The organism is Paenibacillus sp. MY03 (genome assembly GCF_002165585.1).
Classification (GTDB): Bacteria; Bacillota; Bacilli; order Paenibacillales; family Paenibacillaceae; genus Pristimantibacillus; species Pristimantibacillus agaridevorans.
In genome coordinates, this window is record NZ_MXQD01000021.1 from 18,721 (window position 1) to 34,318 (window position 15,598).

At 52.7% G+C, this 15,598-nt stretch carries 16 protein-coding genes; all 16 read right to left on the minus strand.

Annotated elements, in window-relative coordinates:
* Positions 1 to 33: 33 nt before the first annotated feature.
* A complete protein-coding gene (locus tag B1748_RS19105) occupies positions 34 to 774 on the minus strand; it encodes a 6-phosphogluconolactonase (protein WP_256975771.1) in 741 nt (246 codons plus the stop codon).
* A gap of 47 nt (positions 775 to 821) precedes the next feature.
* On the minus strand, positions 822 to 2,777 hold the full coding sequence (locus B1748_RS19110; RefSeq protein WP_087569539.1) for an alpha/beta hydrolase family protein: 1,956 nt from the start codon (positions 2,775 to 2,777) through the stop codon (positions 822 to 824).
* Positions 2,771 to 3,997, minus strand: coding sequence for a Gfo/Idh/MocA family protein (locus tag B1748_RS19115; protein ID WP_087569540.1), 1,227 nt, complete (start codon positions 3,995 to 3,997; stop codon positions 2,771 to 2,773). Before B1748_RS19115 ends, B1748_RS19110 begins: the two co-directional genes overlap by 7 nt.
* Before the next feature lie 23 nt (positions 3,998 to 4,020).
* Positions 4,021 to 4,899, minus strand: coding sequence for a carbohydrate ABC transporter permease (locus tag B1748_RS19120; protein WP_256975772.1), 879 nt, complete (start codon positions 4,897 to 4,899; stop codon positions 4,021 to 4,023).
* 14 nt (positions 4,900 to 4,913) lie between these two features.
* Complete coding sequence (locus B1748_RS19125; protein WP_087569541.1) at positions 4,914 to 5,822, minus strand: ABC transporter permease; 909 nt, start codon at positions 5,820 to 5,822, stop codon at positions 4,914 to 4,916.
* A 99-nt stretch (positions 5,823 to 5,921) separates the two neighbouring features.
* Positions 5,922 to 7,565, minus strand: a complete 1,644-nt coding sequence (locus B1748_RS19130; protein WP_087569542.1) for an extracellular solute-binding protein — start codon at positions 7,563 to 7,565, stop codon at positions 5,922 to 5,924.
* 150 nt (positions 7,566 to 7,715) lie between these two features.
* Positions 7,716 to 8,768, minus strand: coding sequence for a LacI family DNA-binding transcriptional regulator (locus B1748_RS19135; protein WP_256975773.1), 1,053 nt, complete (start codon positions 8,766 to 8,768; stop codon positions 7,716 to 7,718).
* Positions 8,769 to 9,123: 355 nt separating this feature from the next.
* Positions 9,124 to 9,609, minus strand: coding sequence for a hypothetical protein (locus B1748_RS19140; RefSeq protein WP_087569544.1), 486 nt, complete (start codon positions 9,607 to 9,609; stop codon positions 9,124 to 9,126).
* 88 nt (positions 9,610 to 9,697) lie between these two features.
* Entirely contained in the window at positions 9,698 to 10,123 is a 426-nt protein-coding gene (locus B1748_RS19145; RefSeq protein ID WP_087569545.1) for a hypothetical protein, read from the minus strand.
* On the minus strand, positions 10,120 to 10,266 hold the full coding sequence (locus B1748_RS36885) for a hypothetical protein (RefSeq protein ID WP_179215672.1): 147 nt from the start codon (positions 10,264 to 10,266) through the stop codon (positions 10,120 to 10,122). The genes B1748_RS19145 and B1748_RS36885 overlap by 4 nt, the downstream gene beginning before the upstream one ends.
* A 139-nt stretch (positions 10,267 to 10,405) precedes the next feature.
* Positions 10,406 to 10,555 carry a hypothetical protein gene (locus B1748_RS36890; protein ID WP_179215673.1) on the minus strand — a complete coding sequence of 50 codons (150 nt, stop codon included), beginning with the start codon at positions 10,553 to 10,555 and terminating at the stop codon, positions 10,406 to 10,408.
* A 37-nt stretch (positions 10,556 to 10,592) separates the two neighbouring features.
* Positions 10,593 to 11,483, minus strand: coding sequence for a hypothetical protein (locus tag B1748_RS19150; protein WP_087569546.1), 891 nt, complete (start codon positions 11,481 to 11,483; stop codon positions 10,593 to 10,595).
* 19 nt (positions 11,484 to 11,502) lie between these two features.
* A complete protein-coding gene (locus B1748_RS19155) occupies positions 11,503 to 12,438 on the minus strand; it encodes a type II secretion system F family protein (protein ID WP_087569547.1) in 936 nt (311 codons plus the stop codon).
* Between the two features lie 58 nt (positions 12,439 to 12,496).
* Positions 12,497 to 13,885 (minus strand): CpaF/VirB11 family protein, encoded by a 1,389-nt coding sequence (locus B1748_RS19160; protein ID WP_087569548.1) that lies wholly within the window; start codon positions 13,883 to 13,885, stop codon positions 12,497 to 12,499.
* The gene (locus tag B1748_RS19165) at positions 13,882 to 14,733 is read right to left on the minus strand and encodes a CpaE/TadZ family protein (RefSeq protein ID WP_087569549.1); all 852 of its coding nucleotides are present in this window, start codon (positions 14,731 to 14,733) and stop codon (positions 13,882 to 13,884) included. Before B1748_RS19165 ends, B1748_RS19160 begins: the two co-directional genes overlap by 4 nt.
* Positions 14,730 to 15,515 carry an SAF domain-containing protein gene (locus B1748_RS19170; RefSeq protein WP_087569550.1) on the minus strand — a complete coding sequence of 262 codons (786 nt, stop codon included), beginning with the start codon at positions 15,513 to 15,515 and terminating at the stop codon, positions 14,730 to 14,732. The genes B1748_RS19165 and B1748_RS19170 overlap by 4 nt, the downstream gene beginning before the upstream one ends.
* Between the last annotated feature and the right edge of the window lie 83 nt (positions 15,516 to 15,598).

Here is a 15,598-nt window from a genome sequence, read left to right on the forward strand (position 1 = left end):
AGCCCTCTCCTTCCGTTCCTTGAAGCCATCCCTCTAGCTCCGTTCAATCTCGGACGATGATTCCTTATCCAGGAACAAGGACCAGCTCTCGTGTTTCTTCAGAATGGAGGCCGGAATGTCCGGCGTCACGGCAGGCTCAAGCGCTAACCGGATAGCGCCGGCTTTCACCCGATGCGGTACGCAGGAAATAATATGCTTGGCCTTCAAAATTTGACGCACCGACATGGAGATCGCTTGATTCGGAACATCGTCGAGGGAGGCAAACCAGCCTTCTCCAACCTGCTGTCGCTTGCAATTGTCATCCAGATTGACGATCAAATACGGATCCGTCGTCTCAAAATCGGCTGGCGGATCGTTAAAGGCGATGTGCGCATTTTCACCGATGCCGATCAGCGCCAGATCAATGCTCTCCTTCGTTATCTCTTCCGACAGCTGCCGAATATGCGCTTCCGGTTCCAATTCGCCGCTCACGTAATGCACCTTGCCAAGAGCCGAGCCGACACGTTCAACGAATCGTTCCTGCAAATACTTTCTGAAGCTTGCCGCGTGAGAAATAGGCAGCCCGATATATTCATCCAGATGAAACATCTCCACCTTGGACCAATCGATAGACTGCCGCACAAAGGATTCAAAAAACTGGAATTGGGATGCGCCTGTCGATAATACGATTCTGACCTTTCCTTTCTCTTTTATTTTCTCATTCATAATGTTGGCAGCTTCTATAGCAGCCGCCTCGCCTAGCTCATCTGCGGAATTAAAGATTCGAATATTCAAATTGTCACATTCCTCTCTTGTTTTCATTAACGTTCGTGCGGTCATCGTTATTGAAGCCTGCTCCACCTTCTCAGATCGGGAAGGTCAAAGTATCGCAGCATACCCGGCAATACAATGCTCAGAATATCCCTGGAGTCATAATGCGGGTTCTCCACCCACGAGGAGATGCTGTCCATCGAGCCCTCCCATTCCCAAGCGGGGAAATCCGATCTTATTGCGGAAGCCAATTGAACATATAAGCCATGTCTTCCCGATGCGTAAAGCTGAATGTGCTGGCCGTCGATTCCCGGCAGCGTCCCTACAGCTTCCAGCGCCCGAAGTACGTCATACGTACGCAAGGCGGCAAGACTGTCTCCAAGCCAGAAGGAGTCGATAGACAGCTTATGCATAATTTCGTAGAAATCCAACGGATCTTTATTATCGATCAAATGCGGCTCCAACGGTCCCGATCCCGTCGTATCCAGTACAATGACGTTCCTGCCGGATCGGCATGTTCTCGCGATCCAATCCCAATGCCGCTGAAGCTGATGCGTGCCTCCATCCCATACGGCAATCGTAGCAGGTACTCTCTCTTCCCCCCGTCCTTGCTTCTTAAAAACAAACCCGTGGTTGAATATTCCCTCTTGCGACCACCAGAGAGCATTATAAAACTCCAGTTCTTCAACCGAATCGCGATGCATAAAACATCTGGGTCGGAACGGCACGGGTCTCCTGTTGGCGCAAACCTTCCCTTCCAGCCATCGCAAGCCGATTTCCCTCATAGATACGGCAGACTCTCTCTTCTTGCGAATCGCTTTCGACCTGTCGGCAATTTCGTCATGCACGCTTCTTGCCGGCGCTTCGAAGCGAGACTCGTTCATCACTTGTCCCGAGTCCGTACATAACAGCTTCGAGGCGTCCACGCTCGCATTCAAAGGAGGATCTGCGGCTGCCAGTCGTCTTCCGCCAAGATGATGCAGAAAAAAATTCGCGGCTGCTTCCCCCAAGGCCGGCGTATACGCATGAACAGAGTCGTCCACGTACAGCTGCATTTGGTCCAGCTTGCCGTACTTCTCCCAGAACCGCTTCACCCTATCAAATGTGCGGAGCGTTCCCTCAATAGGGAAAAAATCGTAAGAAACGGCCAATACAAGCAACGGCTTGGGAGCAATCGCCAGCAATATATCCTCGTGATCGAACCCCATGGCCGTGAAGCCCGGCCAGATTTGCTCCGCATCCTGACATCTTCCCGCATACATAAACGATTGGCGGCTCATAATGAATGTGGCTGGAGCCGCGGCCGCGATGCGCGAATCCGCCATCATCACCATGGCCGTCTGCGTTCCGCCGCCCGAATTGCCGGTGACTCCGATACGCCCCGCATCCACATCGGATCTCGTGATCAGATAATCAATAGCCCGCATCGCATCGTGGACAAAATATCGCGCCAGGCTGTCCCCCAGCGGAAGGCATTGGCTGCCCAAATAATCATGTTCCCTTACGCCGATTCCGATTAAGGAACCTCCCTTGCCGTCGGCATGCTGCACGCGTTCGCCTTGTCCGACAGGATCCATGGCGAGAACAACAAGTCCTGCATGAACCAGTTGCCGGCATACAGACTGATATTCCTCCGCATGTTTCGCTTCTTCGTGATGCCCGCATAGAAATAATACTGCCGGTCCCGGCTCGACGCGCCCGTCCGGGACATACACATTGCATGTAACCCATATGCCGGGACGCGACTGAAAAACAACCTTTTCAATCCGAAATCCTTGTTGCTGCAGAATGCCGCATTCCTTGGGCAATAGTGGTGAATCGGATGACGGCAGTCCACCGATGCATTGCAGAAACCCGGCGCGTATGGCAGCTTGCCTGGCTATTAATTGCTCCTCCGTCTCAACGAGATCCCTTTGATCCTCCCCGGCACGGAAAGCATGCTCCGATCGTTCATACACATGGCGTTTCCACTGTTCCTTGACCTGGTATATCCTCAGTCGATACGATTCCAGCTCGGAGATCAACACGGTCCGTCCACCACCAGAAGCTCGCCGATTCGAACGTGACGATTGTTCGAGATGGACAGGTTCGCCGCAACTCCCACAGCTAACGACATTGCTCCTGCCCGGGAATCCGCCTGTTGCCCCAAGGGATCGGGCTGGTCCGGCACGAACATCATACGCTGAAGCTTGACGTCGCTGCCGCCATGTCCGCCCTCCAGCTTCTTGATTCGGTGAATCTCGACATTGCCTCTATGGTCGTAGACATGAAGCTGCTGGAACGGCTTGCCCGCGCGTTCGCCGCTTGTATACACCTCGGCCTCCATTCGCCCCTTCGTCCCGTGAATCACCGCGCGCCAACCTTCGTACGGGCTGTAGGCAATCAACGAATAATTTAAGGTGACGGCGTCCTCGTACCTCACATTCAACGACATCGAATCGTAGATCGTGATGTCATCCCCGAACACGCATTGGTCACGGACATAACCGTCCTCCTGCTCCGCCCCCAAATAATAGGAGTTGGCAAATTGGTCGCTTTCCATATCGTAATAAAACTCGCAGGTAGATTGGTAAGCGCAAGTCAAGCAACGTTCGCCCCGCTCCTCTCTCGTCGCTCCATAGAACGCCCTGCGGCCGTAAGCGAATACCTCCTCCGGCTCCTTGCCAAGCCACCAGTTAATCAAGTCGAAGTGATGCGTTGATTTATGAACCAGCAGCCCCCCGCTGTTCTCCATCCTTCTATGCCATCTGCGGAAATAATCGGCCCCATGGCTATGATCCAGATTCCACTCGAAGTGGATATGCGTAACGTCTCCGATAGCGCCTTTGTTCAGCAACTCCTTTATTCGGGCGGTGTAAGGATTGAAACGCGCGTTAAAGGTGACGCGAACCTTCTTCCCCGTTCTGCGTTCAGCCTCCAGAATGGCGCGGCACTTCTCCGCATCGATCGTCATCGGTTTCTCGGTAATGCAGTCGAAGCCAGATTCGAGCGCACGAATAATATATTCATGATGACTGCTGTCGACGGTAGCGACAATGACGACATCCGGTCTGGAGCCTGACAGCATCGCGTCGAACGAATCATATACAGGTATCCCTCCGCATTCCTGACTCAACAAATTCGCTCTGGCGGGGTTGATATCGTAAATCCCGACCAACCTTGCCGTCGCATGCCACTGGAAAGCAATCGGCTTGGCAAACATATAACGGGCTCTTGCCCCGGCGCCTACGATCGCATAACTTTTCATAGCTGTCCTCCCTCTTTCCGTTTTCACTCTTTAAGCGAACCGATCATGACTCCTTGCACGAAGTACTTCTGCAGAAAGGGATAGACACTCACAATCGGCAGTACGGTAACAATAATCATTGCGTATTTAATCTGAATGGAATGCAACGTCCGGTCATAGGAATCAATCATGCCTTCCACCATCACTTCTTGACCCTGGACCAATATCTTCATCAGATACAACGATAAAGGCTGCAGTGACGGATTGGGCAAATACATAAGCGCAGGGAAAAAGCTGTTCCAATGATTGACTGCATAAAACAACGTTAGCACGGCCAGTATCGGTTTGGATAAAGGCAACACGATTGTGGTCAAAATCGTAATATCGTTAGCTCCATCCAATTTCGCAGATTCATGCAAGCTCTCCGGTATCGTTTGAAAAAATGTGCGCGCAATAATGATCAAGAACGCGCTTGCTGCTGTCGGAAGCAGAATCGCCCATCTTGTATTGTAGATACCGAGATCCTGCATCAAGATGAACATCGGAATAATCCCGCCGCCGAAAAACATCGTGACAACAATAAACATCATCATATATTTTCTCAGAAAAAAACCTTTTCTCGACAGCGGGTAAGCTGCCAGCGACGTCATGATCACATTAAGCATCATCCCTGCAACCGTGTAGAAAAAGGTATTCGAATACGATGTCCAAACTTCCGGACTATCGAATATACGGTCATACGCCGAGAACGACAACCCTTTCGGGAATAACCAGACCGACTGCTCCACGACGTGAATCGGCTTGCTGATCGACATACTCAGTACATACAGAAACGGATACAACGTGATGCAAATAATAAACAACATGACTGCATACACGAGAACGTCCGCCGCCCGTTCACTGGCTGATTGACGAATTTTCACCGCTCGCGTTCCTCCTACCATAACGATGTCTCCGAAACTTTGCGGCTGATCCTGTTGACACTGACCAACAAAATAATATTAATGACGTTATTAAACAAGTTGACCGCCGCTGCGAAGCTGAAATCGGAATTCAGAATGCCCCGTCGATAAACAAAAGTCCCAATGACGTCCGCCGTTTCGTAAGTCGCTGGATTATAGAGCAGAAGCACCTTCTCGAAACCTACATCCATCAGATTGCCTACATTAAGAATTAACAAAATAATGATGGTCGGAATAATACTTGGCAACGTAATATGCATCACTTTTTTCCACCGGTTGGCTCCGTCAATCTCCGCCGCCTCATATAGTTGGGGATTTATGCCCGCTATAGCGGCCAAATAAATAATGGAGCCCCATCCGAAGGTTTGCCAAATGCCGGATGAAACGAAGATTGTCCTGAACCAATCCGGGTCATTAAGAAACCCGATAGGGGCGAAACCCAGCTTGACTAGCGCGAGATTGATTATGCCGTCCAACGGATTCGTAAACGTAACAATCATGCCCGCGATCACAACAATCGAAATAAAATGGGGCAAATAGCTGATTGTTTGTACCATCCGTTTGAAATAGCGGTTCTTCAACTCGTTCAGCAGCAGAGCGAATATAATAGGAGCCGGAAAGCCCCAGAATAAAGAATATATGCTGATCAGCAGCGTATTTTTCAACAATCTCCAGAAATAGATAGAATCAAAAAACAATTGAAAGTTCTGAACGCCAGCCCAACTGCTGCCCAGAATGCCGTCCAATGGCCGGAATTGCTTGAAAGCAATAATGATCCCGTACATCGGCACATAGTGGAAGATAACAAAATAGATCAGTACCGGCATAGTCAGCACAAGCAAAAACTTGTCACGGTTCAAAGCCTTAATCGCTTGATAAAACATCGGCGCACACCTCTTTACAGAGTTATGAAGCAATGGAAAGGCCGGTTCTCAGACAGAGAGTGGAATGTCGCATTATCCCGGGAACCGGCCGACATGGAATTATTGATTTAAGTAACGTTCGTATTTCTGTTGTTTAATTTCCAATATACGATCCATGCCCAACGCTTTCGTTGTGCTCACGAACTTCTCCCAATCGATCGGCGTTTGTCCCGTTACAAATTTTAGCAGCGTCTCAGATACATACGTTTCGACTTCGGAATTTAACCGAGCCAGTTCCTCAGCCTCCTCAGGCGTATCCAGAATAACGGGATTGGAAGGTACAAGATACTCCTTCACCTTGCTCACTTGCGCAGATAAAGCTGGATCCTTATCCAGAATCGCTTGCGGTTGCAGCGAGAACGGACCGTCCATCATTCGCAGCCATGGCATGTTCGGCATCGCACCGAGCGATCTTAACGCCTCGTTAAAGGACAACCCGTCGGGATGCTTGGAGGTCCAATCGGTAAATTGCGGTTTTCCGTCCTTCATTTCATAGCTGACGCCTTCGATTCCGAATGTCACAAGTCGATTGCCGGCTTCGCTGGCATAAATATAATCCAGCCATTTCATCGCCAGTACCGGATCCTTCGCATCCTTCGATATCGCCCATCCGGAGCCCAGAGGAGCTCCAAGCTCATAGAAGGGCTCGTGACCGGGACCGCTTGGCGGGTTCGTAATGACCCAATCGGCTGCTACTCCAGCGTCCTTCTGCATTCCATTAAATCGGTTAACATTGTTGACGAAATGTACGGTAGTGCCGATTAAATCTCTCGAAATGCCGGAATCGATCTGTTCATAGCTGTTATTCATGAAATTCGGATCGATCAGACCTTCGCTGTAAAGCTTGTTCAGCCACTCGATAAATGTTTTTGCTTCATCCTTGATCCAATGATATTCAATCACTTCCGACTTATTAGGATAATAACCGTCGCTGTATACGAATAAATGGAGTCCCATCGCGCTGCCGAATAATCCTAGCCCCTTCAGCGAATATTCCGGGGAGATCGGTATTTCATCAGGCTTGCCGTTTTTATTCGGATCTCCCGTTTTGAACGCCTTCAATACCTCGTACCATTGGTCCAGCGTTTCCGGTTCTTTCAGCCCAAGCTCGTCAAGCCAGTCCTTGCGGATCAATATGCCGAAGGGATCCGCCATATAGGCTCCAGCCGAATTGGAATGAATCGAATAAATATTGCCGTCAGGGGCGGTCATCATTCGCTCCATATCGGGATTGTCCTTGAACAGTTGCTGAATATTAGGAGCATGTTCGGCAATTAAATCGTTAAGCGGCATAATAAGTCCGTCACTGGCCGTCTTGACGGGGCTGTCGACCAAGCGGAATATGTCTGGCAAATTTCTAGCCGCAGCCAATCGCACGCCCATGGACTCCACATATTGAGAATTCGGAAACACTTCCCATTCAATCTTGACGCCGGTCAGCTTCTCGAATTCATCCCAAACGGCCGTGCCTTGCGCGTAACTATTCGGCGCATACAGATTATCGCCGCTTGCCACTCTCAAAGTCGCAGTCCCTGGTTCCACGAATGGCAGCTTATAAGGCTCCGATTGACTTCCTTCCGTTACCTTGCTTGGCTCCTTCGTTGCGACCGCGTCACTTGAGCCTGCTTTGTTGCTGCATGCCAGCAGCATGCTGAACGCTGTACAAACGACAATACCGGATACCCATTTTCTGTTTAACAACATGACTCTACCTCCCTTTGATGGTGGACCTGCATTGGTGAATCGTTGCAAAGAGGATACTCTGTATTAAATCCGGTAAAACTCGGCATCACCTCCCGAAAAGAAATAAACAGAAAACGTTTTCTGTCACTTGAAAAAAAGAAGCGATAGATTCTATCGCAATGAAATGGATTGTGTAGATTGGCGAAGAACAAGCTTGGGCTGAAGCATAATTTCCTGAATGTTGCCGGCATCGCCCTCCAGCACCTGGAAAAGCATATTGCAAGCAAACTTTCCCATCTCAGCCTTGGGATGTTCAATGGTAGTCAGAGGAGGGGCCGTCATAATGGACAGATCCACATTATCGAATCCCATGACCGACATATCGTCCGGAACGCGTACGCCTTGCTCGCGAAGTTCATACATGACGCCCATCGCAGTGGAATCATTGCAGGCCAAGATCGCGGTCGGACGTTTATCCGGCGATAGCTCCAACAATTGTTTTGCCAGTTTTTTGCCGTTATTAAATTCATATTTGCCATCATAATAGCGGCCCTCTTGTTTATCCGCTACGCGCACCAACTCTTCTGAAACATTAGCCTCGTATTCTCTCATGGCATCCTGATATCCCTTATAAATCCCGAGACGGCTGGGACGATCAAGCGGAGCGGTCACGTATGCGATTCGGCGATGGCCCAGTTCAAGCAAGTGTTGAACAGCCATATAGCCGCCTCTTCTGTAGTCATAGTTAACTTGAAACACGGTTGGGTTTTCTTGCGCCTGATCGATGGAAATAACGCAGCCGCCTTTTTCGCTATACTCGGTCAGCACGCCGGTCTCTTGGGAAATCGATGATATAATAACCCCTCTCACCTGATTTTCCAGCAGGGTTTTAAAATAGTTTTTCTCCAGCTCGATATCCTGATGCGAGTTGCATAACAGGACGTGGTAACCCTTCTGTCGAGCTATCTCCTCCATTCCCAGAACGACTTCGGAATAAAAGGGATTGCTTATCGAAGGAACGATTATGCCGATTGTCATGGAGGTATTTGTTTTCAACTGGCGTCCTACCAGATTAGGCGTATAATTCAGCTGCTTGGCAGCTTTCTTGATCTTCTCTCGCATCGCTTCGCTGACGGGGTAGTCGCTTCCGCTAAGAACACGCGAGACTGTTGCCGGCGAAGCCTCGACCAATTTGGCAACGTCGAGAATTGTGACCGTTTTCAATAACCTTCCCCTCGCATTCAGCGACATCGAATCATAGATCGTATACTTTCCCCTTTGTACGCTCTTGTATCTTTAGTATGCTAGTTTCACAAGTAGATTTAACATGCTCCATTCTTACGAAGTATCACCTGGATTTAAGAATCGCATAGTCTATATTTAAACAGGATGTGATGTAAGGGATAGTGTATAGGAAGTAGGTAAAAGCGAAGGCTTAATGAGGTGGCGCAACGGGTAGGTTTGCTACGATAAGGAGGAGTTCACTCTGGCTATGAAACGCGATCTGACAAGGGGATTGTTAATTCAAGATCCGGTGGATACCGGTTACGACGCGACGATCAAGCAATACGATCTATAATTACCCTGCCACCAGTTCGGCGGCTCCCCTTATTTCCCACTCGATCGGCTCAAGCACGCGGAACGCTCTGGGGTAAACAACTTTGACGATCAGGACGACGCCGGGCTTACGCAGGACGGCTTCGAATTGATGTTCATCATTGCGGTAGACATACGGAAACGTTTGGTCTCCGTTAACAATATCGAATACGAGCACTTCAATCGGCTCACGCAGTATGGAAGTGTTCAAGGGCACGCCCTCGCCGTCCACCAGCAGGTTGCCGCCTAAATAATTCATGGCCGTCTCGGCGGCAGTCTGCGGATCGATGCGAAGCTCGCCATTGCCGAGCGCTTCCTTGTCAAGCTGCTGAGCAGCGGCATGCGCTGCCCGATTGATCGCCCGTTTGCTTTGGGACAATGTTTTCATCGCTAATTCCTCTTCAACCCCCATGAGATGAACCGCCATCCAGACGGCCATCATCATCATGATCAGCAGCAGCTTGTACAAGGCGGCTTCCTCCTTTCATTCACTGGTAGAGCCAAATACAATAGTATTGCCAAATTCACTGACAGCGCCAATTAAAGCACTTGCCGGGTTACGGCACGTACTCGCTCATTTTCATCCCGAAAGCCCGCATCCGCGTTTCCGGCGCTATGGGGGACAGGCCGATCAGCGCATCGATCATAAACAAGTTCTCGAACGGATAGCTGATCGCGAGCGTTATGCCCGTCCCCCTTGGCACGGGCGAGCCTGGGTTGGCGGCGGACACGCCGCTGGTCGTCTCAGCGGTGTATTCGATCGCGTCGCGTTCCAGTCCCAGGCGTTCCAGCCGGTCGGCCGACTGCTGCAGCATCGCGGCGCTAATATAGCCGTATGTACCGCTCGCGCCAACCTCCAGCAAATAATCGAGCTCTTGCTGCAGCACCGCTTGCCGAACAATGACGACATGCTTGTAGATTGGCGAGAACATCATCCAGCACAGCATCGCCGCGAACAGCACGAAGAGCAGCAATTGCTTCACGGACTCATCCCCCTTATATAATCGCTGATGGATGCGCCCGCTTCATTTGTCTGCGACCTCATGCCGTCCTCTCCTTCGGCAACCGCCGAATAGACCAGCAATACGGTCACAAGCAATAACATGGATAATAACAATGCGCGCATGGATTGCACCTCCCAAGGTGAAACGGCTGTCGCCATCCACTGGCGTCGCGGCATGTTTCATTCCGGGAATGAACAAACAGAGACGGCTTCTTTATGCGGAACCGCCTCCTTCTCAAACCCGGCCAGACCCGATAGTCATTTAAGGAAGCAACTGGCTGATTCTTGTATTCGCGGCGTTGCCTTGCGATTGCACTTGGCTTCTCGTGCCCGTCGTATCTTGAGCGATGATCGAGTTGAACAATACGATTACGACTACGAGCATCATGACCGTCATCAGAATATTGCGCATTCATTCTCACCTCCTTCATTATTTGCCGTTCTCCGCTCTAGCCAAGAGATTCGAACAGCTTCTGTCCTTCCTTGACCCATGGAAATATAAAAACCTGGAACGTATAAAGAATCGGAATGCCTGCCAGCAGAAACAACACGTACGAGGTGGATTCCTTGCGTCCTTCCTTGGCAAGCTCCAGCTTGTCCTTGTAATCCTCGATCCTTACGCGGAGCAGCTCGTAATATTCGCGGCTCTCATGCAGCCGCAGCGCATCCAGCGTCTCCACGAAGCTCATCCCGTCATCCGTTCCGAGCCTGGTCTTAAATCGCTGAAGAGCCGAAGCCGGATCATGATACCACTCCGCCAGCAGCCGCTCCATATCGCCGCGCATCGTCTTTGTGAAAGGAATGCAGCGAGTCAGCTTGGCATGGATATGAAGCGACGAATCGGCCAAATACAGAAGCTGATTGCTTATCGTGTAGATCTCCTTCGTCATCTGAAGCGAACGCAGCTTGCCGATCGTTCTAAGCCACATTCGGTCCAACGCGAGCAAACCGACAAGCAATGCCGGAATTCCGACAGCCAGTTGGACTGCAGGCGACATCACATTTACGCCCAGCATGGCTGCTGACGCGAGCGTCGCCACGATCAAGATCCCGCTGCCGGCGAAGCGCGCAAGCATATACCAAGCGGGATCGACCGTCACGCCGCATGAGGCAAGCAGCAGCTCCCGCTCTCTAAATGCGTGGGAGTCCCTGCTGATCAGCAACAATCTCAGCCAGCCGGCCGGTGGCGGGGCTGCTCTCCAGGACAGAAACGCCAGCCTGCTCCAGCGAGGAGCCTTTCTCGGCAGCAATGACAACAGCGCGTATATGGCAACGGCCGCGAATAACAGCTGTCCCGTTATCAGGGCCAGCCGAATTCCCTGCTCCGCTTGCTCGAACATGGGGAGCCCTCCTTCCCTCTTACATCTTTTTGCGAGATAACCATAGTCCCATCAGGAACGACGCGAAGATCAGCAGCAGCGCGTTCAGCAGCATATCCTTCCCCTGCGGATCGAACAAATAGTAATAATAGGCGTTCTCCGGGTTGTACTTGATGTTGATGCCGACGAACAAAGCCAGGAACAACACCGGCGTGAAGTTGGCGATTCTAATCTCCAGCAGCCGATGACGCTCCTGCTCGTTGGAACGCCGCGCCTTGCGCATGTCGCCCAGCAGCTCGCGCAAACCGTCCGTCACCGTCACGCCTTCCGTCAAAGCGACCCGCATAATGTTTGCGAAGTAATCCGCCCACACATGTCCCAGCGATCCCGCCAAAAGCCGCAGCGACCTCTCGTCGTCTCCCCGCACGGACAGATTCCGGTACAGCTGCTCGAACACCGCCTGCATGGGACCGAGCAGCCGCTTCTCTTCGATCGCGCGCTGCAGCGCCGTCCGGACATGACGTTCTCCCGTGACAAGATAACATTGATAGAACAGCTCCACGGCTGGCAGGAAGTCCAGCTGCGCCTGCATCCGGCGGTGGATAAGCAGTCCCCGGAGCAAGGCGTAAGGCGCGACGCCGACAAGAACCCCGAAGAGCAGCGTGCCCTTCAAACTTTGGAAAAACATGCCTCCAAGCGAGACCCCCATCAGCAGCAGAATAAACGAAGCCCCCAGAAACAGATCAGCCGTCATCTTTAGCCGCAGCGTCTCCAGCAACAGGGCACAATGCTCCCGCAGCCGCACATATAGGGTAAACTCCCGCATGAGCAGCCGGCGCAGGCTTCGGGGCGATTCGTAAGTCAGACGATTTCGCAATCTACGCCTGTCATGAACGATATCGAGCAGATTGCCTATGATATAAGAAAACAGCAAGAACAGAGCGGCAGCGGCTGCCGTCATTGTCAGATGGTTCATAACGTGGACATCACCTCCCTTCTCAACCCTTACATGTCCCATTGCTCGTAAGCAAGTGTCATGTGCAATACCCCGCCGCCGCCAGTTTCGCTGCCTTCCTCTCGGACGGCTCCGCTTCGAATCGCCAATCATCCTGCAGCTCGTCGTACACCGCCCAGTCCTGGACGAAGGCTTCTCCGCCCCGCCAGCCCAGCTCTCCAATGCGCGCAACAATTCGGCGGCCTGCCACGATCTTCATCTGGATCCCTACCTCCGTCACATATTCGGCTATCCGCTTCGAAAGCCGCTCCGCGTTCATCGCCCTGCCATCCAGCATGCACATATCGGTAATCGCCTCCGGCACGTCTTCCAGCTCGTTCGCATGAACCGTCGTCATGCTGCCGCTATGCCCTCTCGTGCATGCGCGAACGTAGATGTTGGCGTCCTCGTCGCGGATTTCGGCATGAACGATCCGCTGCGGCGATTGCCTTAGCGCCAGCTTAAATGCCTGTGCGGAAGAGTGGCCGCCATCCTCTTCTGACGATTCGTATTCGACGATATTTTTGTCCGGGAAGTCGCGCCCGAGCATCATCTCGAATCGGCCTTCAATCGTAATGATTCGCTCTTCGTCGGGAAGCTCCGCAATGAGCGCCTTCAGCAAATTCGTCTTGCCGGAGTTTGTTGCGCCGATGACGACGATATTGAATCTCGCATGAAGGATGGCCCTGAGCAGCCCCGCCACCCTTGCATTCATCGTTCTGTAAGGATAGTCCGCCAGCGCTGTCAGACTGAACGTGCGCATCGTATAGAACCGAATGGTCAGCGTAGGACTTGCCGTAAAACCAAAGCCCGTCATGGTGACGCGCGAGCCGTCGCGCAGCATCACTTCCGCCCAGCGCTTGCGCGGCGTTATCCGGTCGTTGTTGAACAACACCAAATTTTGCTGGATGCGTTCCACATCTCTCAGCTCTTCGAATGCGAACCTAGACAGCGTCCCGAATCCGCTCCTTACTTCGTAGATTCGCGTTCCTACGACCTGAATTTCCTCCAGTCCTTCCCGATCCGCAAGCACCAGCTCCAGCACATGGAGTCCCACCACCTCTGCAAACAGCGCTTCCGCCAATGTCGCGTAAGGATGCCGCCAACCTTCCACCCGCTGGATGCGCAAACGGATGAGACGCTCCTCGATAATCGCGAGCACTTGCTCCCGCTCCTGCGGGAAACCCAGCACGGCACGATTAAGCGTTTCGCCATAAGCTCTGCGCTCTTCCTCCGTGAGCCCTCTCGGCGCGCTTAAGTAGGAGCGTATGTCATCCACCAGTTGGCTCTGCTCCTCTGCCGGCGATTGGCTCTCCTCCAGCTTCCCTAATGCTTCCGAGGTCTCTGGCACGGATTGCTTGTCGGGATTCCGTCCTCCCGTCCTGGCCGCGAATTCCGCGGGAGAGAACTTTGCCCGATCCCGACTCATGCCGACCCCGTCCTTTCTCTCGCGCCCATTCGCTTGAACGGCCATGCGAGAAGCTTGGCGCGAGTCACGGGCATCCCCAGCCCGTAACGGGAAACGATCCTTCCCGCTTGTCCCGACATCGCCGCCCTTCCCGCCTTATCTTCCTTCAGCCACAGGTGAAACGCACCTTGATCCAGGCTGGCGAACAACGTCTGCGACAAACGGAGCTCGCTGATTCCTGCTGAGCCAAGCTCTCTTCCGATCTGCGCGGCACTGTATGCGTCACGTCCCCAAGGCGCACGAATGACAAGGCATTCGTATTGCTCCGGGCGCACCTTGAACAGCGGGGATACGTCGCCAATCCATCGTTTGCCGTCCTCCTGGAAGTGAGACAGAGCTCCTGTCGTCACTACGACCCGCACGTTAGCACGCTGAATCGCGCATACCGTCGCCGCGTTATCCCAGTACGCCCCGACGTCTAGCACGACGCAGGCGAACGTCCGCTCCGCCACATCGAGCAAATGCTGAATTTCCCTATCGGTAAAATATTCCGACTGCTCCCTGTTCAAACTTCCGAACAACACCCGGAGATTACGCTGCCCCGGCAGCTCGAACATCGCGCGTTGCAGCATGGCCGGCGTCAATGCCGCCGACCGAAGCTCGGGCTGCAGCTTGTCAAGCGTCGTTTCGGGTTCGTCCACGCCGAGGAACCGGTGCAGCTTGGCGCTCTTGAGATGCAGGCACAAATAGCCGACCGGCTTGTCTGTCGCTTCCGCAAGCCTCATCGCCGAAGCGAATGCAGCCGTTGTCGTACCTATATTCGGCGTCGTGCCGACAAAAACGATCATCGTCCCTTGCTTTCCGCTCATGGCTGTTCCTCCTCCTCTTCCTTGGTCTCTTGATCCTGCTGCAGTATGCCGGACATAGAGGACTCCCCGTCGACCGTATTGCCAATCCGTTCGAAAGATGCCGGGCTGTAGGCGATCACAAGCTTGACTTCTCCGCCCTTGCACAGCTCGTCGATGGTCAGCCATTGCGTCTCGGTCAGATTCAGATTGATGGCGTCGATGCTGCCGTTGGCGTCCCTGCGGGCCGCGTACATCTCTTCCTTATTGCCCTCGGCGAGCGACAACAGATGCGGACGCTCCATATTGTCTATCTCTACGTTGCCTGCCGTCTTAACGGAAGCTACCACGACCGGTTCGTCGAACACACGCGTCGAAGCCCCTTCCGGTCCCGATGCAAACAACGTTACAAGATCTCCGGCACGTATGCCGCTGGAGATGGAACGTATATAGTCCTTGGGCAGTTGAAAGGTCGCTTCCGAACCTCTCGGCTGAAGGCCGTATTCGTTCAGCTTCCATGCCAGTACGGGCTCCCCTCTTCCCATCGGCACGACGGCTTCCTTGCCGGCCACGGCGTCGACTCCCTCAACCATCTCTTTCTGATAAGCTTCGGCAGGCAGCCGGAGCAGCATCAAATCTTCCGCTTGAATTCGTTCTCCCGCTGCAATAAACCGAACAGGAGCCACGACCGGCATGGTCGCCTGGCGCTCCACCTGCAGCCGCTGCAGATCGTACAGCCCATAGACAAGACCTGCCGATAATACCGCCGCAACCAGACTGAGCCACATATTTCGCCCCTTGCCCATCTCTTCTCCACTCCCTTCCCGACAACGACAAAAAAAGAACGCACGCGTAAGCCGGTCTCGGCTCATCGCATGCGTTCTTCGCA